At 39.8% G+C, this 21,713-nt stretch carries 22 protein-coding genes; 13 read left to right on the forward strand and 9 right to left on the reverse strand.

The genetic code is table 11. The features are described 5' to 3' along the window. Positions 1 to 13: 13 nt before the first annotated feature. The 6 genes from F886_RS07725 to F886_RS07750 form a co-directional block, all read right to left on the reverse strand. The gene (locus F886_RS07725; RefSeq protein ID WP_005303459.1) at positions 14 to 280 is read right to left on the reverse strand and encodes a helix-turn-helix transcriptional regulator; all 267 of its coding nucleotides are present in this window, start codon (positions 278 to 280) and stop codon (positions 14 to 16) included. Further along, complete coding sequence (locus F886_RS07730) at positions 277 to 1,251, reverse strand: hypothetical protein (protein WP_228129966.1); 975 nt, start codon at positions 1,249 to 1,251, stop codon at positions 277 to 279. The genes F886_RS07725 and F886_RS07730 overlap by 4 nt, the downstream gene beginning before the upstream one ends. A gap of 50 nt (positions 1,252 to 1,301) precedes the next feature. Then, complete coding sequence (locus F886_RS07735; RefSeq protein WP_034591006.1) at positions 1,302 to 2,525, reverse strand: inovirus-type Gp2 protein; 1,224 nt, start codon at positions 2,523 to 2,525, stop codon at positions 1,302 to 1,304. Positions 2,526 to 3,202: 677 nt separating this feature from the next. Beyond that, entirely contained in the window at positions 3,203 to 4,228 is a 1,026-nt protein-coding gene (locus F886_RS07740) for a hypothetical protein (protein WP_005303463.1), read from the reverse strand. Between the two features lie 290 nt (positions 4,229 to 4,518). Continuing rightward, a complete protein-coding gene (locus F886_RS07745; RefSeq protein ID WP_005303464.1) occupies positions 4,519 to 5,352 on the reverse strand; it encodes a hypothetical protein in 834 nt (277 codons plus the stop codon). Between the two features lie 127 nt (positions 5,353 to 5,479). Next, positions 5,480 to 5,734 (reverse strand): helix-turn-helix domain-containing protein, encoded by a 255-nt coding sequence (locus tag F886_RS07750; RefSeq protein WP_005303465.1) that lies wholly within the window; start codon positions 5,732 to 5,734, stop codon positions 5,480 to 5,482. A gap of 280 nt (positions 5,735 to 6,014) precedes the next feature. Here F886_RS07750 and F886_RS07755 point away from each other — a divergent pair, with 280 nt between their 5' ends. The 4 genes from F886_RS07755 (at position 6,015) to F886_RS07770 (ending at position 8,661) form a co-directional block, all read left to right on the forward strand. Beyond that, complete coding sequence (locus tag F886_RS07755; protein ID WP_005303466.1) at positions 6,015 to 6,917, forward strand: helix-turn-helix transcriptional regulator; 903 nt, start codon at positions 6,015 to 6,017, stop codon at positions 6,915 to 6,917. Positions 6,918 to 7,012: 95 nt separating this feature from the next. Further along, positions 7,013 to 7,942: a hypothetical protein gene (locus tag F886_RS07760; protein ID WP_005303467.1), complete on the forward strand. Its 930-nt coding sequence runs from the start codon at positions 7,013 to 7,015 to the stop codon at positions 7,940 to 7,942. Positions 7,943 to 7,956: 14 nt separating this feature from the next. After that, positions 7,957 to 8,388 (forward strand): hypothetical protein, encoded by a 432-nt coding sequence (locus tag F886_RS07765; protein WP_005303468.1) that lies wholly within the window; start codon positions 7,957 to 7,959, stop codon positions 8,386 to 8,388. Continuing rightward, positions 8,389 to 8,661, forward strand: a complete 273-nt coding sequence (locus F886_RS07770) for a YkgJ family cysteine cluster protein (RefSeq protein ID WP_005303469.1) — start codon at positions 8,389 to 8,391, stop codon at positions 8,659 to 8,661. A gap of 295 nt (positions 8,662 to 8,956) precedes the next feature. On the opposite strand, the gene F886_RS07775 is transcribed toward F886_RS07770, so the two are convergent. After that, complete coding sequence (locus F886_RS07775; protein WP_005303474.1) at positions 8,957 to 9,547, reverse strand: DUF805 domain-containing protein; 591 nt, start codon at positions 9,545 to 9,547, stop codon at positions 8,957 to 8,959. A 204-nt stretch (positions 9,548 to 9,751) separates the two neighbouring features. Between F886_RS07775 and F886_RS07780 the strand changes: the two genes are divergently transcribed. The 5 genes from F886_RS07780 (at position 9,752) to F886_RS07800 (ending at position 14,086) form a co-directional block, all read left to right on the forward strand. Beyond that, positions 9,752 to 10,375: a hypothetical protein gene (locus F886_RS07780; RefSeq protein ID WP_005303476.1), complete on the forward strand. Its 624-nt coding sequence runs from the start codon at positions 9,752 to 9,754 to the stop codon at positions 10,373 to 10,375. Between the two features lie 84 nt (positions 10,376 to 10,459). Continuing rightward, positions 10,460 to 10,756, forward strand: coding sequence for a hypothetical protein (locus F886_RS19725; RefSeq protein ID WP_005303480.1), 297 nt, complete (start codon positions 10,460 to 10,462; stop codon positions 10,754 to 10,756). Between the two features lie 53 nt (positions 10,757 to 10,809). Then, positions 10,810 to 11,865 carry a DUF932 domain-containing protein gene (locus F886_RS07790; RefSeq protein WP_005303482.1) on the forward strand — a complete coding sequence of 352 codons (1,056 nt, stop codon included), beginning with the start codon at positions 10,810 to 10,812 and terminating at the stop codon, positions 11,863 to 11,865. A 121-nt stretch (positions 11,866 to 11,986) separates the two neighbouring features. Continuing rightward, positions 11,987 to 13,072 (forward strand): YqaJ viral recombinase family nuclease, encoded by a 1,086-nt coding sequence (locus tag F886_RS07795; protein ID WP_005303484.1) that lies wholly within the window; start codon positions 11,987 to 11,989, stop codon positions 13,070 to 13,072. A 117-nt stretch (positions 13,073 to 13,189) separates the two neighbouring features. Continuing rightward, positions 13,190 to 14,086 carry a recombination directionality factor gene (locus F886_RS07800; RefSeq protein ID WP_005303487.1) on the forward strand — a complete coding sequence of 299 codons (897 nt, stop codon included), beginning with the start codon at positions 13,190 to 13,192 and terminating at the stop codon, positions 14,084 to 14,086. Positions 14,087 to 14,135: 49 nt separating this feature from the next. Here the strand turns inward: F886_RS07800 and F886_RS07805 are convergent, their stop codons facing one another. Together F886_RS07805 and F886_RS07810 are read right to left on the reverse strand one after the other, a co-directional pair. Next, positions 14,136 to 14,837 carry a hypothetical protein gene (locus tag F886_RS07805; RefSeq protein WP_005303489.1) on the reverse strand — a complete coding sequence of 234 codons (702 nt, stop codon included), beginning with the start codon at positions 14,835 to 14,837 and terminating at the stop codon, positions 14,136 to 14,138. A 153-nt stretch (positions 14,838 to 14,990) separates the two neighbouring features. After that, complete coding sequence (locus F886_RS07810) at positions 14,991 to 15,566, reverse strand: TetR/AcrR family transcriptional regulator (protein WP_005303491.1); 576 nt, start codon at positions 15,564 to 15,566, stop codon at positions 14,991 to 14,993. 307 nt (positions 15,567 to 15,873) lie between these two features. Here F886_RS07810 and F886_RS07815 point away from each other — a divergent pair, with 307 nt between their 5' ends. From F886_RS07815 to brxC, 4 genes are read left to right on the forward strand one after another with little or no spacing between them, the layout of a single operon-like run. After that, positions 15,874 to 16,740 carry a BrxR family helix-turn-helix transcriptional regulator gene (locus F886_RS07815; protein WP_005303494.1) on the forward strand — a complete coding sequence of 289 codons (867 nt, stop codon included), beginning with the start codon at positions 15,874 to 15,876 and terminating at the stop codon, positions 16,738 to 16,740. Between the two features lie 10 nt (positions 16,741 to 16,750). Beyond that, complete coding sequence (locus F886_RS07820; protein ID WP_005303497.1) at positions 16,751 to 17,362, forward strand: DUF1819 family protein; 612 nt, start codon at positions 16,751 to 16,753, stop codon at positions 17,360 to 17,362. 16 nt (positions 17,363 to 17,378) lie between these two features. Beyond that, positions 17,379 to 17,954: a DUF1788 domain-containing protein gene (locus F886_RS07825; protein WP_005303499.1), complete on the forward strand. Its 576-nt coding sequence runs from the start codon at positions 17,379 to 17,381 to the stop codon at positions 17,952 to 17,954. A gap of 40 nt (positions 17,955 to 17,994) precedes the next feature. Further along, positions 17,995 to 21,675, forward strand: a complete 3,681-nt coding sequence (brxC, locus tag F886_RS07830; protein WP_005303500.1) for a BREX system P-loop protein BrxC — start codon at positions 17,995 to 17,997, stop codon at positions 21,673 to 21,675. Positions 21,676 to 21,713: the final 38 nt, after the last annotated feature.

Consider the following 21,713-nt stretch of genomic DNA (forward strand, 5'->3'; position numbering starts at 1 on the left):
AGGCTTTACTGACTTATGCAGCCCTACTACTACGAGCCTCAAGCCATGTATTAATTTGGCTTTCTGTCCACGTTGGCATACTTGCTGTCAGATAGGTGGGTGGTGGAAAGTCACCCCTGCGAACCATTTTCCAGAATGTAGATTCTGCGATATTCAATAAGCCCTTTGTTGCGGGTTTATAAGATAATCGACGATGGCGACCACCACGATCAATATAGTCTTTTGCCTGACGTTCCGGATAGTTTACGAGGTCTTTTACACGGTAGCGATTTTCGATCATTTTGAACGCTCCTTACGCATGCCAGGTAATTTGTCGTTATTGCGGGTATAAAGGATTTCCATTGTTGGCTTCATGTCACCAATTCTTAGGTAATAATCCGTATGGAGTAAGTAAGATTCCAAACGTTGCATATGGTTACCGAAGTTGGGTGCATTACGATGAAAGAAATTGGGCTGAAGTTGCTCGGGTAAAAGAACTCGCTCAATGATAACGAAGCCCTGATTCTCGGGAGTAGTATGTAGCTTTCCAGATACTTCATTAGGCTCACTAAGTAAGTGATCAGAATCGTTGCACTCAACCAAAACAAAAACTTTCAAAATTAACTGACCAGATGGCATGATGGTCCACTTGGAGATGATTGAGATTACCTCTGGCCGATATTTGTGTTCTTTTACGATAGATTTAACGTGTACTTCAAAAAGAAGACTATCTTTTGGTGATTTTGGATGTATCTCATCAGGCTCTTTAATGTCATATATTTCAATATAGAAACCTCTAGACTGTTCAAATACAGACATGAGCCAAAGATTGAAATTGGAAGTCGCAACCTTTTGTCTAGTCTCCCAGTTTTTTTCTTGTTTTCTGATGTTGCCTTGCATTGCAGTATAGTGAATATCGGCAATAAAATTATTGAACCGAGGTTCATTTGGTGGATCATATATATTGATTTGAGGTAGAGCATGTTCTTGAATTTTATTTAGTACAAGACTGCTAAGAGGAGAGAGCAATATAAGGCCTTGGGTATGCAAATGGGCAACGGGTGAGTACAAAGCGAACATGACAGACTCATGAATATTCTTACCGAGTTGTGTTAAATTGACCTTAGGATGATATCCATGGTAATAGTCAATTTTGCTTAATTTGTTTGTATTACATTTCGTAAAGTAATTACAATAGGCATAGAAATCACCAATTGAAGGAGTTGGTGGGTCAACAGGTCGTGGTAATCTTGGTACGGATTCTTGTAACATCATCCTTACATTCTGGGATGCCATTGCTTGCCCGAATTTATTGAGCGGGTTCATTTTTCACCTCCTTCCTTGCTGCACTTCTTTGTTTTAGGCAGTACAATGTCAGGGTTAGGGTATTTACGTGGACGTCCGGCTTTAGACCGCTTTTGTGGAGCTGCTGATTTTTGGATTGCTCGATAAGCGACTTCAGCAAGAGGTTTAAACATAAAGAACTGAGCTGATTTACTCATGTATTGCAGGCAAATCAGTAGGTTAGTGCGTTTTTCAATATCGTAGTATTCCATTGGACCTATTCCTAAATTTACATACTGTTTTTTTTCACGGTTGCAGTTGTAGGTATATCCCTGACCATTGGTCAGTTTGATCCAGTAGTTGCTAATTTCATTTGCATAATACTCATCGCGCTCATGGGGCTGGCCGTTAACCAGAAACATGGCATGAATGTGCATCCCTTTGCGGACACCGTGCTCGAACTTATATGCAAAGCCAACAATCTTCTGGAGTAGTTTGTTGTTGCTTTTGTTGTGTCTAATTCTCTTGACCCTGTTCTTGAGGTAGTTCAGGTTGTGCTGAGAATGAAAGGCGTTGTTAAAATCCACCAAGTTGTTATCGATCAGACTGGATTGAGGTGGCTTTAATGCCAGATCAATCCGAATGACCAGTAATTTGCTATAGACTTCAAAGTGAGCATCAATCCATTCTTTTAATGAACGAAATTCGTCTCTACTTTTCCGTTCTCGTTTCGCAATTGCAGACCTGTGTTTCGGGCTATTTAATACTTCACGAATTAATTTGATAAACTGATTGAGTGGTTGAATTCTATGTTTTAGGTAAGTTTCCTTCCCTAATGCAAAACACCCCTCATATACACCAATCAATTGTGGATACTGAGTTTGCAGTTTATCTTTTGCTTCAAAAAAAGCCTGAATCTCATTACAGACCTCAAAATCCTTAAAGTCCGATATGTCACAATCTATGAGCATGTCAAAGAAAGGAACATAGGGCTTAAACCATTTTGAATATTTCAAAACGATTTTGGGGTCGGGTTCGTCAATTGAAATAATCTTTGCTGGTGGTGATCTATTCCTCTTGATGGCTTCAACCATTTGTCCACACAACAACATGTAGTCGATCCGGTAATCACTGAAAATCAGGGTGGTGTCATCATCTGTGGGTGACAAGATAAGCTGACTCTCTCGTATCATTGCTGCAAGCAAGTGATGCGGAATAACCGGTTCTCGTATTTTGTTTGGTCTCCTTTTTCTGATTACCATTGGCTATATTTCTCACAATAAATATTTATTTATCTGGTGTTATTTGTTAAACAATAACACTCAGATTGTTAATTAAATAATTACACTTGAAACTATTATTAATTAGATAATTATTGATACTTAAATTAAATAATTAATAATTAGATTTTAATTCCTATATTTATCTCCTCCTTTTTTATTAAAAAATCACTTCTGTAGCGATAATTTTTAACAAAAAGTTGTTCAAATTGATGCGGATACTTAATGATTTTAAGTGTTGGATAAAATTAATATGTCTCCTCTTAAAATATTTAGTTTTGCAGCAAAAAATTAAGGGGGAGTTTTCCTTAAAAAGACAAGTCATTTCCCTTTCCTTTTTTACTCTGTAGGCAGCGTATAACTGTTCTTTTGCTAGGTAAATAAGAAAGATAGATGTTTGTATCATTGTGATATTTTTATATAATTTTAAATAAATCAAATATATGTTGGATTTATGGTGAAGCATACATTTGGTTAAAAAAGTAATGTATAGATATTGACTTTTATTTTTTGTTTTAATTTGTTTGTAGGCGGAATGACGGTAATTCTATCGTTGATGAAGATAATTAAAGGGAATAAATGAAGAATTAATAATAGATTTTTTTGAAGAGATGTTTGTTTTTTATAATGAGAGTGTAATATTTTTTATGGCTAGATTTCTATTTTAAGAATAATTTTTTCCATTCTGGTTTTGATATATTTTTAGTTATCCAAATTTTAAATGTTTTAGCGCTATATTTTTTTTGATTTAAGAATGTAAGAGTATCTATCTTGTTTAGAAGTTCCTTTTCTATTAATAAAACTTGGGTTAGATTGTCTATCTTAATTTGAGCATTAGTAAGTGCTTCTTTATTTTTTTGAACCCAGGCATTGTCTGTTATTTCTGTGTTTAAACGTTCAATCATTTTAATATAATACTCAATCAACTCTTGTCTGCCTTTTTGGAAAAGTTCTTTATTGGATTTAACTAGATTGGATATTTCCTCATTCATTTTGTTTTCAAGTCTGATTGCAGCAAAGTTAATAGATTTCCATTTAGTCCCATTTTCTAGAACACTCTCATTAAGTTTATTGTAGAGGATCTGCTTATAGTGGTCTGTCAGAATAGATTGTATTTCTTGTCGTATGGTGATCAGAGTACTTTTGGTGTCAAAGACATTAGGACTGGAATCTAATACGTATTTAAGAAAATGGATTTTAAAATGGGGAAGGTAATATAGTTTATCCTGATAAGTTGATTGTTCCGTTTGCTTTTCATCAATATAAAATGCCATGTACGGGGAGATAGCAGTGTATTCTATTCCCGATTTAATGATGTTATGCGTTGTTTCATGAACCTTTTGAATGTGTTGTATGATGCTATTGGCTTCTATCAAGGAATATGAATGTATTTTTGAACGGGCATCTTTACATAGACAAAAAATATAAGTTGCTTCTACCGATCCCATTTGAAATGGGTTCTTAAGCAATTCTTCCCGAAGGTAGACATAGTCTAATGGAGGGAGTATTAATTCAACTTTAAGTGATTTATCGTATTGATTCCCATTATCGAATGTAATAGAGGCATGTATTTCTTCGAATTTAAGACGTTTGAAGTTATTGGAAGTGTAGTAAAAACAATCAAGAATATTTTTTTCATAACCATTGATTTGTTCAAGAAGTAGGTTAGGTATAAGTTCTTCCATTTTTTTTGAGTTTATTTTTAAGAGAAGTAAAACGCTATCAAACTCTGTCGGTTGATGCAAATGGGGGATGTGAAATCATGTGGACACTTATTTTTAACTATTTGTTTTAAAGTATATTAATTGCCTTTTTTAGGCAAAATCTAATGGTTCTAATGCGTGCTATAAGGAGGTGAAAAAACCACCATTCACGTACGCATTTCATAAGCAAGGTACGGGTTGTTGGGTATAGGCCGATTATAAAAACAGATAAAACTATAAGACTTTCAGGAGATAGTCTTATGGCGTATGTTTTAGATTGCATCTAAATTTTCTTCACCTGCCGCAAAGCAAGGCATAAACTCTTCATAGATTAACTGCCCGGTTAAAGTATCTACTACCGCCTGATACCACGTACATTGAAAGCGAGCGGAATCGATAACAGCTCGGTAAAGTATTTCATTTTCATTCAACTCTAGCCAACCATCAAATGAAAGAGCCACATCAGATACATTAGGCCGACCAAATGCCTGGTTGACGAATTTAGGGCCATTATCATGCATGAATGTAGATATTCCTTTGATTATTTTAGGTGCAGATGAAATTGGTTTTAACCCGTGGTCTTTGGGGTTTGAGCTTAAATTTATGCTGGCATGATATTCAGTATCGATCTGTCTTAATAATTCAGGGTCGGTATATTTTCGATAACCAGGAGCACTGAAATCGGGAAAATTTAACTCCGGGTAGAGCTGGTTATCATCAAGACTAGAGGGGGTGGCATCATTCCAGTTTAGGGCAGAAACTTCTTTTTCGAGGTTCGGTGGAGGTGTTATTGGCGTAGCACTTGACCATCTTAATTTTCCATCAAGTGAATAGTGTTCAGTTACGTTGCCTAAACGATGTACCACGTAAAACTCATCTTCTTGAGTTTTGACTTTTTCATAAAACTCACCTGATTTTAGCTGAAATGGTAGTTCGTTATTTTGACTTTTATCCCATTTTTCAATAATTGCTCGTATCGAAAAGCGAGCCCCAAGATTAGCTAAAGCTTCACTAACTTCAGAGGGAATTGGCAATTTACAACCAGATAATGTTGTGGTGAGTACACTCCCTACAATAATAAAAATTCGATATAACTGTTTTTGCATATTCTTCTATTCCAGTGGTAATGGATGAAGAATAAATAATGCTGAGGACAGGATATGTCGTGATGAAAAAAATTTATCAAAGACACAGCCTGTCTAATGTGTTGTGTAGGTTAATGGGATGTCTATTTTAGGAATGCGCGAATGACGTACTTTTTATAACTAAATCTAGTCCTGTTTGTGGGTTAACGCCTAATGCAGAACAATACCAAACATATTCGACTAAATCTAAACGACGGTCACCTTCTTCGACCCGTTGTACAAACGAATGTGGTCTTTCCATGCGTTCAGCTAAAGTACGCATAGTCATCTTTTGTGCTTTTCGCTGGTTTCTAAGCCAATTTCGAAGCGCAACCATCTCATCTGTGTGAATGCTTCTAGTCATGCCTCTTATTTATGGTACATTGACTAAATTACTCAAATTGAGTACAAATAAAAGGAATAACCAAATATTTGATATTTTTTTAGAAATAACAGTTATTTGTTTTGAAAAAAGATTCAAAAAGAATGAAGGAGTGACACCACCTGTCAAAGTGATGAGTGAAAATAATACACGTTAGATACTTTTATATAAAAGATGATCCCTGAACTTTCTAAAATCAAAACGGAACGGACGTCATCAAAAATCTAACAACAAAATGAAGTGGGATGGTATAGGGGTAAATATGGAAGGCAGCCTTTCAACACATGAGCGATTGGCAGAACGGTTAGTTAAAATTATTGTTAAATTAAACTCAGGTGAAAAACTGAGCGTACATGAGTTGGCGCAAGAATTTAAGACCCACCCACGTACTATACAGCGTGATTTTGAGCGTTTGGAAATTACAGAGTTACCGATTGTACGTGATGAAGTGACTAAGCGAGTTTATTTAAATCCGATGGCTTTAGGTAACTATGGTATGCAAGACATTGTCCATTTTGCACAGTTGTCTGGTGTGCAAAAGTTATACCCGAAATTGAATATTCCTTTTTTACGTGGGCTTTTGGATCAACAGAAGCCACAGGCTTATGCAGCAAAAGGTTATACCTTCGAAGATACATCACTTTTTACAGAGCACTTTCAACAATTAAATACTGCTATACGACAGAGACAACAAGTCCAGTTTCTTTATAAAAATGTGATTAGACATGTTTTGCCATATCGGGTGATTCATCATCATGGTAGTTGGTATTTGGCAGCTACTGAGCAAGAAGAACTCAAAACATATCGATTAAGCCGCATTAGCCATATCACTATATCTCAAGATCTTATCTTTGAGCATGATGCTGATGTAATACAGCATTTGGACAATGAAGACAGTATTTGGTTTGGTTCAGAAAAAACAGAAGTCATTTTAACTGTTCAAGCTGATGTTGCGATGCATTTTTTACAACGTGCATTGCTGCCAGAGCAACAGGTGATTAAACAGTTGGAAGATGGTGGGTTATTGATTTCTACTCAAATTAGCCATTACCAGCAAATTTTACCTTTAGTTCGTTATTGGATTCCACACGTAAAGATTGTGAATCCTGTTAGGTTACAGGAAGAATTGGAAGAGGAACTGAGAGGATATTTGAATTTTATTTAATTAAAAGATATTGGTTTTATAAATTTTATTTTAATGAGATCGAATATCAATTCATCAACACAAGTTTAAATCTATATTGAAAGAGGAAAAAAATCATGCCATTACCAGTAATTTTATGGGGTGCAGCTGCTGCACTTGGAGCGACTGGAGTCTTTAAAGGGGCTAAAGCCATAGGAAATTTAAAAGAAGCCAAAGAAATAGGCAACGATGCAGAAAGTAAATATGGCTTAGCACTTGATAAATTAGAGAAGAAAAAGGAAAAGACGAATAGTGCGTTAGAAGAATTAGGACGTCTTAAGTTAAATATTTTTACTCACCAAATTAAACATACGATTGATGTCATAAAAAAATCTAAAGATGCAGGTGGAAAGTTGGAAAATTTTGAATCATCTATTTCTATAGATGAGCTTAAAGAAATGGAAGCAATGGTTCTTAACTCTTTAAAACTTGAAGCAGGATTATTAGCTGGAACAACAGGAGGTGCTTTAGCAGGTTTGGGAGCATATAGTAGTGTTGGTTTATTAGCATCAGCATCAACAGGTACTGCTATATCAGGCCTTTCAGGTGTTGCAGCAACAAATGCGACTTTAGCTTGGCTTGGTGGTGGTTCTTTAGCTAGCGGGGGGTTTGGAATGGCAGGTGGAATGGTTGCTTTAGGGGGAATTGTCGCTGGCCCTGCCTTAGCAATAGGGGGCTTTATGTTAGCAAGTAAAGCAGAAGAGGCACTAACCAAAGCTATAGAGTATGCAGCTGAAGTTGATGAGGCCATTGAAGAATTAGATCTGTTGGGTACTGTTCTGAAAGGGATTCAAAAGAACGTCAAGGAGGTTACTTATACGTTAAATGAATTGGTTCAAAGATTTGAGACTATGAAGGTTAATGATGATTCAGATCCACAAGCATTTAAACAGATGATAGCAAATACTAAAATCTTAAAAGATTTATTGGATTGTAGAATTATAGATGAAGAAGGTTCACCTATTAAAAATATTAAGCATACCTGCCAAGGTTTTTTAAAAATTTAAGAAAGGTACATATCATGGCTAAACAAGAGCTGATGAAAGCTACTAAAAATCTAAAAAATGTCGCAGTTATTCCGAAACCTTCACCAGATATGGCTTTTCAGGCATTTAAAATGCTTGCAGATGCGCATCATGAATATCGGATGACTGTGCAGACTGAAACAACAAAAAGAGAAGCAATACATGCTTGGCGAGATGTGAATGTTGGAAAAATTGAACAGCAAACAGAGTTTTTAAAAGCATATTTAGCAGAAACTTTTAAAGAAAGACGTCATTCAATTGATGAAATGTTTGAGCGTTTAGATAAAGGTATTGAATCTGGAAATATGGATTTGGTTAATTTAGCAATGGAGAGTATTACTACCATTGTTAAATCATCGCCATTAAAAGAAGCTGAGAAAATTATTCAGGCAATGAATGATCCTAAAGTTGAATCAATTGAGTTTTAAGTGCAAAAATCATTCCCATGTACCCAATGCGGGGCATGTTGCCGACATGTTAATTTTTCAGAATTGACTGCCTATCTTGATCGTGGTGATGGTATTTGCCGTCATCATGATACAGGTACACATTTATGTACTATCTATGAACAACGTCCTGACGTGTGTCGGGTAGATACCTATTATGAGCAACATTTAAAAAAACAGTATATGTGGGATGAGTTTATAGAAATTAACTTGATTGCCTGTAAGCAGTTAAGTGAATTAGATAAAAGTGAGTAGATTAAAGAATAAAGAAAATTTCTCTATCTTTACCTAAAAACTCAAAACCGTCCGTCCAATCAACCCCGATGCCTTGAATCTTCGGATTCATTGAGCATTAAGTTGGTTGTAGTAGGCGGGACAAACTTACGAACTGGATAGAAAATTCATTTTCTATTGGATTACATTTAATGCGATTCATGCCCAAGAATTGAGTCATGGTATAACCTAAGATAAAGCTTCATATTTATAATACGTATTGTTAGATATAAAGATGAAAACTGCCCTTTCGTATATAGAAAGGGCATGAGCTTTTTTATTTGGCAGGCTCACCATATTGGTTGCGATTCGAAGAACCTTCACTTGCCCACCAGTAGATCAGCAAGAATATACCGATGATGGTTAAGCTAATTAAATACCACCAACCTGATTTCCCAATATCATGTAAACGTCGGCTACTTACAGCAAGTGTTGGTATTACAGTAGCCAAGTAAACTAAGGCATAAAATAAAAATTCTGTTCCGAAGACTGCATCTAAAATCATTGCAAGCATATTACAAAGGACAACCCCTAAATTAAAAAACCAGAACTCTTTTCGTCTTGCGCGGCCATTGAAGTTAGCATAATTTTTTAAGCCTTTGGCAAACCAATCAAATGGGTTGTAATCATCTTCATTTTTTGATGGCTGCTCTGTAGTTTGAGTTGAAAAGGTAGAGGTTGCCTTTATCTCAAAATAAATCGCAACTGCTTGTCCTTGCTCATTAATGTCGTAATCGACCATTTGGCCACGTTGTGGTGCCACGGTTTCTTTCCATTCTGAACCAATGAAGTGATAGCGCTTCGTATCTTCACCTGAAATAATTCCTGTATTGGTTTGGACAGAAAAATCAAGAACAATGCCTTTCATATTGACCCCATGATGATGCTGTAATCATTATTAAATGTGTTTAGTCGAGTGTATTAATGTGGGTTGACAGGTTGTGTCTAGTTATGAAGAGCATGTTTAAAATATAAAAAAATAAAGAAATTTTAAATACATATTACCTCAATGAGAGAGCTGACGAATTGCTCTCATTCATAAAGCTATTTCATGAAACCGGAAGGGGGATGCATGATGACAACACAACCTAAGAATACTCATATCCAGACTTTTATTATTGGCGTTTTATCTGCACTGGTTGTGGTCCTTGCAGGATGGGTCGGCTATGACAAGTTACTTAAACCTAAATCAGAAGCAACTGTTACAGCATCTGTTTCTGAACCTGCTGCTGCCTCAGAACCTGTTATTCTGGCAGCCAGTGAACCGGCATTAGACATACAGCAAAAAGAAGCAGACTCTACTCAAAAATCAATTGGAGATACTAAAGGAAAAGCACTTGGTAATGGGTTATATACGACCAACATAGATAGTGGTAAATGCATAACCTCAGATAAAGTATCCTGCGGTTTATTTGAAATTAGCCAACTTCCTAAAGAATGGGAAGATGTATTTTACGAAACCCAAGATAAGAATACGGAATATTGGTTCTCTATTACAGATGGGAATACAGTGACTTCAATTCCGAATAACTGGTCAGGCTGGCAAGTGATGCAATATGGCCCAGAACAGGAATATGTAATGGCAATATTCCACAGTGCTTATACCAACACTGGTGAATGTTTACTCATGCAAACGATGTTTGATATCAAAACGAAACAAACCATCGACAGTGCTGAACTTACTTGTACCTTATAAATCATTAAGAAATATAGAGAACGTTCAAGAGTCTGCGACTTCGCAGGCTCTTTTTTTTATGCCTTTTATTTAAGGGAGAGGTACATGCACCAGTGTCCTTACTGTCATTCATTACACATTGCATTAGTACGCCAGACTGGGCCAACTCATCAAGGCGTCTTTGCAAAGCTTTCATCATTCTCACCCATGTCCCTGGCAGCAGCCTGTATGCAGCTATCCAAACGCAGTCCCGTTCATCCTTTGGTAGGTGGCTTTGTTGGTTTGGTGATCGGGGGCATGTTTCTGCTCTACGTCCAGCATCAGGACAACATGCTGACCCTGCATTATCAATGTGAGCAATGTCTGGGGCATTTTGAAATCCAGCAATCTGGATTTTCATAACTCTTATCTTTTACAGCGTTCAAATTATTTAAATCAATTAAAGGAAATCAATCATGGCACATCAAATAGAAACAATGGCATTCGTTGGTCAAACTCCTTGGCATGGCTTAGGTAATCAACTCCCTCAAAATCAGCCAATAGAAGTTTGGGCACGGCAGGCAGGTATGGACTGGCGAATAGAATCATCCAATGTCAGTTATATGGCAAAGAATGAACGGGGACAAAGTATTATCTTGCCCTTTGAAGAACAACGCGTGCTTTATCGTTCAGATACTCATGCACCATTATCGGTGGTGAGTCAGCGTTATCAGGAAGTACAACCTAAAGAGATTCTAGAATTTTACCGAGACTTGACCGAGCAATCGGGTTTTGAACTGGAAACGGCAGGGGTCCTCAAAGGTGGGCGTAAGTTCTGGGCTTTGGCAAGAACGGGGCAATCCACAGCATTGAAAGGTAAAGATGTCAGTAATGGCTATATTCTACTGGCAACTGCATGTGATGGCACACTGGCAACCACGGCGCAATTTACCTCGATTCGCGTAGTATGTAATAACACTTTGGCGATTGCCTTACGTGGGCAGAATAGCAATGCTGGTGTGGTAAAAGTTCCACACAGTACCAAATTTGATGCGGAGAAAATTAAACAGCAGTTGGGTATTTCAGTTTGTGCTTGGGATGAACACATGTATGAAATGAAACAGTTAAGTCAACGTAAAGTCACCCAACAAGAAGCGGCTGCTTACTTTGATGCAGTCTTTAATGCAAACAATAGCTATTCATCAACCGCAGTATTCCAAGACAATATCATTCGCTTAAATCGCAATATTTCATCTAGTGCATTTAATCCAGCTCTAGGCAGTGACAACAAAGCCGAACCGAATGGACGTGCCATGTCTAAGGTCATGACCATGTTTAACGGGCATGGTCGTGGGGCTGAGTTAGCTTCAGCTAAAGATACCGCTTATGGGTTGCTTTGCAGTATCACGAAATTTGTGGATCACGAACGGCGTGCGATATCAACGGATCACCGGATGGATTCAGCGTGGTTTGGTGCAGGGGCCAATATTAAACAAAGAGGATTAGAACAAGCCTTAAAAATGGTGGCTTAATTTTGATTTAGCCTAAGCCATATTTAAACGAGATATTCATCATGAAAAGCATGATAGGCCATACCTACAAAGGTATGGTTTTTTTATGCCTTCAAATTTTAAACCTAATTAGGAGTAATCAATGGGACAAGCAATTTCAACCGGTCGCACCGTACCGACAACACTTTCACCTAAACCGCCCTTAACCCATCAGCTTATAGACCAACGAACAAAACGATCAGCTCGTCATACCACTGCCAAACGTCTAGCGAAAACCCAAAAAATGAGCCGTGAACAATGGTTACAGATACGAAAGCAGGGGATTGGGAGTAGTGATGCTGCAACAGCCTGTGGATTGAATCCGCACATGTCAATGTTGGAACTGTGGATGATTAAAACTGGTCGTATGCAGCAAAACATTGAAGATGAAAGTGCAGGTTATGCACCATTATATTGGGGCAACCGTTTAGAACCCTTAGTTGCTGAATACTACAGCATGCATACCAACAACAAAATACGCCGGGTCAATGCGGTGTTACAACATCCAGATGAAGACAAAGCATTTATGCTAGCAAATTTGGACTATGCCGTAGTTGGCAGCGATGATGTACAAATATTGGAGTGTAAAACCGCAGGTGAATACGGCAGTAAATTATGGCGAGATGGTGTACCCCTATATGTGCTGTGTCAGGTACAACACCAACTCGCTGTAACAGGTAAACAGGCAGCCCATGTTTGTGTACTGATTTGTGGGCATGAAACCCGTATTTATAAAGTTACCCGTAACGAAGCCGTTATTCAACATATTGTTCATGCAGAGCGCCATTTCTGGCAATGCGTTGAGCGAGATATTCCACCAAGTGTTGATGCTTCTGAATCCGCAGCCAAAGCCTTGCAACAACTCTATCCTGAACAAACTCCGCTACTGGTTGAAGACCTCACCGAAAATGAACAGGGCAATTACCTGTTTAATCAACTGCTTGATGAGAAACAAAAAATTGACCAGCACCAACACTACTTTGATGAGCTGAAACACCAAATCCAATTGCTCATGAAAAACGCTGAACGAGCTGTGTTTATCTGTGGTTCAGTGACTTGGAAGAAGGCACAAGATTCGATCGCACTGGATAGCAAAGCGTTGCTGAAACAGCATCCAGAATATTTAGAGCAGTTTCCACAAACTAAAGCAGGGACACGGCGTTTTCAGATTTATCCGAATGGTCATTAACTTTAAACAACGCAGCAAGTGGATTACATCATACCACCTATTCAACCTATACCGCCCATGATCCCATGCCGTTAAACAGCATGGGATTTTTATTTAACGGACATAATGAGGCCAAATATGATTAAAGGTCTAGCAATTACCCCACCGATATTGGGTCGTATCAGTATTGGTAAAGTCATTGAAAAGAACGGCAAACGACTCCCTGAAAAGGATGATCAATTTACTATTACCAGCCAAATCCAAGGTAAAGACGGTTGGGTGAAACACCCATTGGATGAAACCCTGCGCACTAAGTCTACCAACAATAAACTTCGTAGTATTCCAGTTCGAATGATCTTTAATGATCCAGAACTCAACCTACGAGCTGAATACACTTTGTTTGATCGGCAGACTGGGCGTCCCATCTGTATCGGTAATGGTGAAACTTGCCAACGACAAGGACAACATGGCGTTGAACAACATCCTTGTCCATCACCAAGCCTTTGCCCATTGGCACAAGGCGGCTTATGCAAGCCCTATGGCAGACTTTACGTTAATTTAGATGATGCAGATGAGTTTGGTACTTTTATCTTTAGAACTACAGGCTTTAATAGTATCCGAACCTTAGCAGCCCGATTAGCTTATTACCATGCTGCTTCAGCCAAGCTTCTTTCATGCCTACCATTGCAACTCACTTTGCGTGGTAAAAGCACCACGCAAAGTTATCGTACTCCAATCTACTACGTGGATTTAACCTTAAGAGATGGAACGAGTTTACAAGAAGCGATTACAACGGCAAAGCAGATTGATGAGCAAAGCAGGCTGGCTGGGTTTTATCAGGAGGCTTTAGATGAGGTGGCACGACAAGGCTATGCCAATGCCAGGTTTGAAGTGGAGAGTGAGGAAGGATTAGATGTGGTGGAAGAGTTTTATCATAGTGATGAGCAAGAACAACAGAACCAAACTGAGGTTGTTCATACAGATGTTAGATCGCTGCAAAAGGGATTGGCACAGAGTGTTAGGGCGGTGAATTAGATCAGGTGCAAGAAGTCTTAGGGTTTCTTGCACCTTGTGGTACGACTTTTTATTTTTGTTCTTTTTGTGTCGTATGTAGCAGTTCTTGTTGGGGAGTCAAATTTCTTTCAGATAATTCAATAAATCTTAAAGCATTTGATTGTTTCATAAAGAATTTTAATATCCGAGTTCCTATGAAAATGATTGCAAACATCAGGAAATAATTGATACCAGCCCAAGCGACAATATCTCTCGTATTGTGGAGTGGCATATCGTAGATATAGAGCATATAAAGCAAGAACCCGTAGGCGAATAGTCCAGATGTAAAGAAAAGACATACTCCGATCTTCTCAAGTTGTTTAGCTCGTTTAGGGTCAATTGGTTTAGCGAGTTTGAATTGATTAGTAACATAATCAAATGCAAGCAACAAACTACAGTTTTTATAGAATCTTGCAGCAAATTCACTGTCGGTTTTACGTTTGATACAGCGCAGCTTCTGTAAGTCTTTTTCGTTGAGATTGAGTTCTTTTTGTAGTGTCACAACGCTTAACTCATTCTGATATGTTTTTTTATCCTCTTCCTCAACAACGGGGGAGGCCAATTGATTCTTCAGATATTCTATTTTTCGGTTTTTTAAGTATTGATAAACATTAAAAACACTGTGGAAAATTCCAATATTTTTATTGTTTGAACCAATGAAAAGTAAGATGAGAAATGCAATGAAGCTGAGAACTGCGGCTGTATCTGATGATACTAAAAAGTCTTCGAACATAAGAATCCCTTCCTTTTTAATTGTGAACTGACTGATCTCAGAACACATTAAAAATTACTATAAGAGTGAAGTTTTTGTCTATTTTTTATCCGGATTTTAATTGTTATCAATGTGTAAAACTATCAGGGTGTGGAGAAATGCTATACAAAATACTTATTTAAAATTTTCCATTTCAAGCCCAATTAATGTTCTGATATATACCCATGTTTTTTGAGGTTGAAGCAAGCTTTCATCTATAGCTGAATCACTGATTACACCATCTAAAATGTGAATAAATAGGTTAGTTAACATTCGGAGATCATTAACCTCTAGTTGCTCAAATAACGATGATACTTGTTGGAATAGCCAGCTTCGATATTCGTCTAGTGTAATTAAAATAGGTGGGTATAACTCAGCGACATCCATTCGTGCTTTATGAAATGGACACCCTTTACCCCCATTTTGATCAATCCAATCGATATACCACATATAGAGTTGATGTAGTTTTTCTAATGGTGTCGATAGGTTAAAGATACGATCTTCTACACTGACTCGAATCTCATCTTTCAAACGTTGCAGGCAGGCAATGACTAGATTTTCTTTAGATGAGAAATGCTTATAAAAGGTCGCTTTGGCAACCTGAGACTCATCAATAATTCTATCCACGCCAACAGTGATATAACTCTCTTTGGTGAACAGTTGAATGGCTTTTGCCAAGATCATTTCTTTTTTTGTGCTCGATTTTTTCAAATCACCACTGCTCCTGATTCCATTCACATCAGTGTGTTGCCTGTTTGCGTACTATATCCCAAAATAAAACTTTATTAATGTGCTAATTACGAAAGTTGCATCTTAAAATAGATAATCTTGTCTGTCTTTAATAAAATGTGGTCGATTACGGCTTAGATTTATAATAATGATGCTCTTGAGGAGTATTAATAAGCAAATTATTAAATCTTGAGATGATATAAAAGATTATTTGAATTTACTGTAAAATCTGTTTACTGTAAATTTGTTGTGGGGTATATTTGAGCCACTATTTATTGACTGATTGTATATGACGACAGATAAGTATGAAGTATTTCTCAGAATGCGAGCCATTGAGCTACTGGCGTATTGGGAAGGACGTTTAGTCACCACGCGTTTAATGAACTGGTTTGGACTCAGTCGCCAGCAAGCCTCTGCGGATATCAAACGCTACAATACGTTATATAATCTTGATGCCTTGTTTCATGATCCTTCTGTCAAGGGCTATGTACCTAAAGCCAGTTTCCAACCAGTGCTGACCACAACTCATATCAATGAATATCTCAATATGCTTTCAGGTTTGGTGAGTGAATCACATGCCCTAATAGCCACTCCAGAAGCCCACCTTTCAGCGGTGCAGTTACCCGATCGTAGTGTTCGCCCAGAAGTGCTCCGCGAAGTGCTCCGTGCCTGCCGAACACAAAGCACTTTAAAAATTATTTATGCCTCCATGAATAATCCGGTTTGGCATGAAAGGGTGATTTCTCCACATACTCTAGTGTATACCGGGTTCCGTTGGCATGTCCGCGCCTATTGCCATCAGAGCAAGCAGTTTAAGGACTTTTTACTCTCCAGAATTGATCGCACACCTGTTGTGATGGCGATTGAGCCAGTAGACCCAGCTCAGGATCAGCAATGGCATGAAGAAGTTGTACTGACGCTGATCCCGAATCCAAAATTGAATGCAGCTCAAAAAGCTCTTGTCGAAAAAGACTTTGGCATGCCAGATGGCAGATTACAGATTCCGGTGAAAAAAGCCCTGGCTCACTATACCTTGCAGCGCTATCAGGCCGCAATCACGCTGGCTGAGGCGGAAGATGCCTTGAAATATCCACTGGTTTTACAACGTTCAGATATCGAAAAGCTGTCGTCTTATCTGTTTGATCAGACCTCATAGGAGATTGGCCATGTTAGAGCAATTTCATTATGACAGTGACCTGATTGGTGGTTCATTGATGGTGCGTGAAAGTCGGTTAATCGCGGATCTGTTATTGCGTGAAGCCACAACAGAGCAATGGTATCAGGCGATTCAGGTGGACAATATTCTGCAAAAAAGAACTGCGGCTTCGGCGCAACGTAATGCCACCGCTATTCGCAAGCGTCTGGAGCGTTTAGAACCTGATTTCTGGAAAGCTTTGCGTGATGGCGATGATGAGCTGGCGACCCAGGTGGCTTTTTGTGGTGCATTGGAACGCAACCTGTTGCTGCTTGAGTTTATGGAAACGGTGATGAGAGAAGCTTATATCTCTCAGGCTCAATACTTGGACAGTTATATCTGGTCCGACTTTTTGGAAGAACGTACACAACGAGATCTGGATATCTGTGAATGGAAAGAGTCCAGCAAGAAAAAAATGGGGCAGGTGGTCTTTCGCATGCTGACAGAAGCCGGTTACTTTAAAAGTACCCGTAAGCTGGAGTTGCAGCGTGTGATCGTCAGAGCAGAGCTACGTAGCCTGTTGGAAGAACATTATAAACAACGCATTAAAAGATCTATGGAAGTGTCGCTATGGATGCGGTAGTGGTAGAGGGGTAGCAATGAGTCAAGCAATACATGAGCGTCTGAACCAGATTCCAGAGCGAATTCTTTCAACCGAATTTCTGACTGGTCAAGGACTGGGTAATGAAATTGGCTTCTGGATTTTTGATTATGCGCCTGAAGATGAACTGAAAGTCCGCGAATATCTGCATTTTCTAAACGGGATGCTGGAGAAAAAACACAGTCAGCTGAAGGTGGTTAATATCAACCTGCTACAAGCCGTGGTGGATTACTTGACTGAGCGCAACTTCATCGATAAAGCCATCCAAATGCAAAAAGCTAAAGGCGAGGAGGCGCTACTTAAAGCCCTGAAAGGCCCACTACATATGGATAAGTTCGCGCCGTATCTGGTGAGCAAATATGCCACCAATGAGCAAGATATTGTGTTAATGACCGGGGTAGGGTCGGTTTGGCCACTGTTACGTGCCCATCACTTATTGAACAGCTTGCATTCGTTACTGGGGCATAAGCCAGTCGTGCTGTTTTATCCAGGCTATTACGACGGTCAAGAGATGAGTTTATTTGGAAAGATTCCAAGCAACAATTACTACAGAGCATTCAGATTAGTGCCTTAACACGGCAAATAGAAATAAGAATTCGGGGGAATTGATTGAAATGAATATTAAAGAACTTTTTTACAAGCCATTAGATCGTGCGATTAACGGGGTGGTCAAGGCAGACCAGAATGACAATACCACGGTATATCAGGAACTCGATGAATACGTGGTCACCAATGAGCTGGAAAAGCATTTTCGTGACTTTTTCCAGTCTTATGGCACAGATCTAAGCGATCCTTCGATTGCCAACCGAGTCGGTGTGTGGATTTCGGGATTCTTTGGTTCAGGTAAATCACATTTCCTGAAAACCTTGTCGTATATTCTGGCCAATAAAGTGGCACGTGACGCGGAAGGTAACGAACGCAGTGCTGCAGAATTCTTTGATGAAAGCAAAATCCGTGATGCGTTTATCCGTGCGGATATTGGCAAGGCCGTTAGCCATCATGCCGATGTCATCCTATTTAACATCGACAGTAAAGCCAGTTCAAATGATGACGGCAATCCGATTCTGAATGTGTTTTTACGCGTGTTTAACGAATATCAGGGTTTTAGTGCTGACCATCCACATATTGCACATATGGAACGTCACCTGAGCCAGAAAGGGGTGTATGAGCGCTTTAAACAGGCTTTTGAAGAATCTAGCGGCATGTCTTGGCTAGAAGAACGTGACGGCTATCAGTTCTATCAGGATGATGTCGAAACCGCAATTTCCCAAGCCCTCAACTTATCTGCTGAAGCGGCACACAAGTGGTTTGAGGATTCTGAGCAGACTTTTAGTGTTTCGGTCGAAAACTTCTGTCAGTGGGTGAAAGAATACCTGGACAGCAAAGGACCCCAGCAACGCATGTTGTTTCTGGTGGATGAAGTGGGGCAGTTTATTGGCAGCGATACCCGCTTGATGCTGACACTGCAAACCATTACTGAAAACCTGGGTACGATCTGTAAAGGCCGCGCTTGGATTATCGTCACCTCACAGGCAGACATCGATGCTGTTTTAGGTGAGATGTCTTCTTCCAAAGCCAATGACTTCTCCAAGATTGCTGGACGTTTTAAAACCCGTTTATCACTGTCCAGTTCCAATACCGATGAAGTCATCCAGAAACGTTTATTACGTAAAACCCCAGAAGCAGAAGCATTGCTCAGATCGGTGTTTGAGCAAAAGGGCGATATCTTAAAAAATCAGATTACCTTTGATCGTTCAGGCCCAACCCTCAAGAACTATGAGGGGCCAGACAGCTTTATTCATAACTATCCTTTTGCGCCGTACCATTTTCAGCTGGTACAAAAAGTATTTGAAGAAATCCGTAAAGTCGGTGCGACCGGTGCACACTTGGCCTATGGTGAACGGTCCATGCTGGATGCGTTCCAGATGGCCGCGAATGCGATTGCTACAGATGAAGTCGGTGCCCTGGTTCCTTTCCACCGCTTCTATACTTCAGTCGAAGGTTTCCTGGATACTGCAGTGAAGCGTACCATCGACCAGGCAGGGCAGAATAAGACCCTGGATGGTTTTGATGTGCAGATGCTGCGTACCCTGTTCATGATCCGCTATGTCGATATCATCAAAGGTACGCTGGATAACCTGGTGACTTTGTCGATTGAGAAAATTGATGAAGATAAGCTGGCATTGCGCAAGCGGATTGAAGAGAGCCTGCAGCGTCTGGAAAAAGAGAGCTTGATTACTAGGAATGGCGATGAGTTCCTGTTCCTGACCAATGAAGAACGCGATATCACCCGCAAAATTAAAGCCACTGACTTAGCAGCTTCAGAAGAAAATAAAGAGTTAGCCAATCTGATCTTTAAAGATTTACTGCGGGATCAGAACAAATACCGCCATCAAGCCAACAAGATGGACTATCAGATTGGTCGTTTTCTGGATGGTCATAGCCTGGATGGCAAGTATGAGAGCGATTTGAAAGTTGAAATCATTTCTCCACTGGATACGGAATATAACCTCTACACAGAAGCTTTCTGTATTGGTAAGAGCGCCGAGGCCGAAGGGCAGATACTGTTTAAACTGGCAGACGATAAACAGTTCTTTAATGAACTGCGCACCTGGCTGAAAACCAATAAATTTATTCGGTTAAATGATGATGGCACCCAATCGGATATCAGCCGTATCCTGGCAGACCGTGGCCGTGAGAACCAGGAGCGTAAAAAACGCCTGCGTGCCCGGGTCGAAGAAATGTTGCTGGACGCGGAAAGTTATGCCTTGGGGCAACATTTACAACTTTCATCATCAAGTCCAACCACCAAGCTGGATGAGGCTTGTCGTTATTTGCTGGAAAATACCTATACCAAACTGAGCTATCTGCAAGTCTATCAGCAGGATGCCTGGCGTGAACTGAACGCCGTCTTGACTGTGGATGATATGGCGCAGCTCGGATTGTCTCTGGATGGCGGGCAGAGCAATCCGAAAGCCCTACAGGATGTCGAACAGTACATCTCGCTGCGTGCAACCGGTACCGAACGTATTCTGGTGTCAGATGTGGTGGATCGTTTTGCCAAACGTCCTTATGGCTGGCCAGATGCCGAGATTTTACTGTTGGTGGGTCAGCTGGCTGCGATGGGGCGGATTTCACTGCAGTTAAATGGCGGCAGCTTACAGTTAAAAGATGCCTTTGAGCCTTTACAAAACAGCCGCCGTCGCCGTGATGTTTCCATTATTAAAAAGCGCCAGACTGATGATCAGGTATTGAAACAGGCACGCCAACTCACCCAAGACCTATTCTCGGCCATGGGACCAGCGACTGAGAAAGAGCTATTTGAATTCTATTTGAAGCATTTTAAGACTTGGTTAGCCAACTTTAAGTCGTACAAAAGCAAAACAGATGTCGGGCAGTTCCCGGGCAAGAAAGTGATTGAAAAGTCGATTCTGACTTTGGAACGTCTGCTGGCGAATAGCGACAGCTTCGATTTCTTTAAGGCCGTGGTCGAGAACAAGGACGACTATTTGGATCTGGAAGAAGATTATCGTGACATTCATGAATTCTTTAGCAACCAGATGCCAAGCTGGCAGCAACTGCAACAGGCCTTACGTCATTTTGAGAAAAACAAACAGGCGCTGGGCAGTGATGAGCTGGCGAAAAAAGCCCTCTCCGAATTACATCGCATTTCGACCACTGAATCACCCTATGGCCTGTTAAATAAAGTCGCTGATTTGGTTCGTACAGTGGAAAGCGTCAATCAACGCTTGCTGACTGAAAAGCGCAGTCAGGCGCTAGAGCAAATTGATGACAAGATCAAGCAGCTGGAAGCCGAGATTAAAAACAGTGGTATTGCCACCGCTGAGCTGAGTAACAAGCTACTGCGTCCGCTGCAATTGCTCAAAGCGGATATCGAAGTGGAAAGCAGCCTGTCCACCATCTATATGCTGCAAACCCAAACCGCCATTGAACGTTTTGACGAAGCCTTGTATGAGCTGGAGCGAGAAGTCCAGTTAGAGATTCAGCGTCAGGCGAAAGCTGCACAACTGGCTCAAAGCAAAGCTGAAAGTGTGAGTAGCAACTCAACCACTTCCAGCACAGCAAAAGTTTCTGCTGCTACGATTCCTATACAGCCTGCTATCGCAGTAGTACCACCGAAACCTGTTGTGGAAGTCGATGTGGCAAGTATTTATAGCAAGACCTCGAACAGTGTTTATCTGGAAACAGAAGAATCGGTCGAACAATTCATAAAAGCACTCGAAGTCGAATTGAAAAAAATCGTGAGTGACAAAAAGCGTGTGCGTATCCGTTAACTGGGGTTATGGATATTGTCATTAGTCATTAATTTAAG

It is taken from the genome of Acinetobacter sp. NIPH 542 (assembly GCF_000369825.1).
Taxonomy (GTDB): Bacteria; Pseudomonadota; Gammaproteobacteria; order Pseudomonadales; family Moraxellaceae; genus Acinetobacter; species Acinetobacter oleivorans.

Bases quoted from the DNA above. Each gene is read 5' to 3' on its own strand.
- F886_RS07725 (WP_005303459.1), bottom strand. From the start codon at position 280: ATGATCGAAAATCGCTACCGTGTAAAAGACCTCGTAAACTATCCGGAA.
- F886_RS07730 (WP_228129966.1), bottom strand. From the start codon at position 1,251: ATGTTACAAGAATCCGTACCAAGATTACCACGACCTGTTGACCCACCA.
- F886_RS07735 (WP_034591006.1), bottom strand. From the start codon at position 2,525: ATGGTAATCAGAAAAAGGAGACCAAACAAAATACGAGAACCGGTTATT.
- F886_RS07740 (WP_005303463.1), bottom strand. From the start codon at position 4,228: ATGGAAGAACTTATACCTAACCTACTTCTTGAACAAATCAATGGTTAT.
- F886_RS07745 (WP_005303464.1), bottom strand. From the start codon at position 5,352: ATGCAAAAACAGTTATATCGAATTTTTATTATTGTAGGGAGTGTACTC.
- F886_RS07750 (WP_005303465.1), bottom strand. From the start codon at position 5,734: ATGACTAGAAGCATTCACACAGATGAGATGGTTGCGCTTCGAAATTGG.
- F886_RS07755 (WP_005303466.1), top strand. From the start codon at position 6,015: ATGGAAGGCAGCCTTTCAACACATGAGCGATTGGCAGAACGGTTAGTT.
- F886_RS07760 (WP_005303467.1), top strand. From the start codon at position 7,013: ATGCCATTACCAGTAATTTTATGGGGTGCAGCTGCTGCACTTGGAGCG.
- F886_RS07765 (WP_005303468.1), top strand. From the start codon at position 7,957: ATGGCTAAACAAGAGCTGATGAAAGCTACTAAAAATCTAAAAAATGTC.
- F886_RS07775 (WP_005303474.1), bottom strand. From the start codon at position 9,547: ATGAAAGGCATTGTTCTTGATTTTTCTGTCCAAACCAATACAGGAATT.
- F886_RS07780 (WP_005303476.1), top strand. From the start codon at position 9,752: ATGATGACAACACAACCTAAGAATACTCATATCCAGACTTTTATTATT.
- F886_RS19725 (WP_005303480.1), top strand. From the start codon at position 10,460: ATGCACCAGTGTCCTTACTGTCATTCATTACACATTGCATTAGTACGC.
- F886_RS07790 (WP_005303482.1), top strand. From the start codon at position 10,810: ATGGCACATCAAATAGAAACAATGGCATTCGTTGGTCAAACTCCTTGG.
- F886_RS07795 (WP_005303484.1), top strand. From the start codon at position 11,987: ATGGGACAAGCAATTTCAACCGGTCGCACCGTACCGACAACACTTTCA.
- F886_RS07800 (WP_005303487.1), top strand. From the start codon at position 13,190: ATGATTAAAGGTCTAGCAATTACCCCACCGATATTGGGTCGTATCAGT.
- F886_RS07805 (WP_005303489.1), bottom strand. From the start codon at position 14,837: ATGTTCGAAGACTTTTTAGTATCATCAGATACAGCCGCAGTTCTCAGC.
- F886_RS07815 (WP_005303494.1), top strand. From the start codon at position 15,874: ATGACGACAGATAAGTATGAAGTATTTCTCAGAATGCGAGCCATTGAG.
- F886_RS07820 (WP_005303497.1), top strand. From the start codon at position 16,751: ATGTTAGAGCAATTTCATTATGACAGTGACCTGATTGGTGGTTCATTG.
- F886_RS07825 (WP_005303499.1), top strand. From the start codon at position 17,379: ATGAGTCAAGCAATACATGAGCGTCTGAACCAGATTCCAGAGCGAATT.
- brxC (WP_005303500.1), top strand. From the start codon at position 17,995: ATGAATATTAAAGAACTTTTTTACAAGCCATTAGATCGTGCGATTAAC.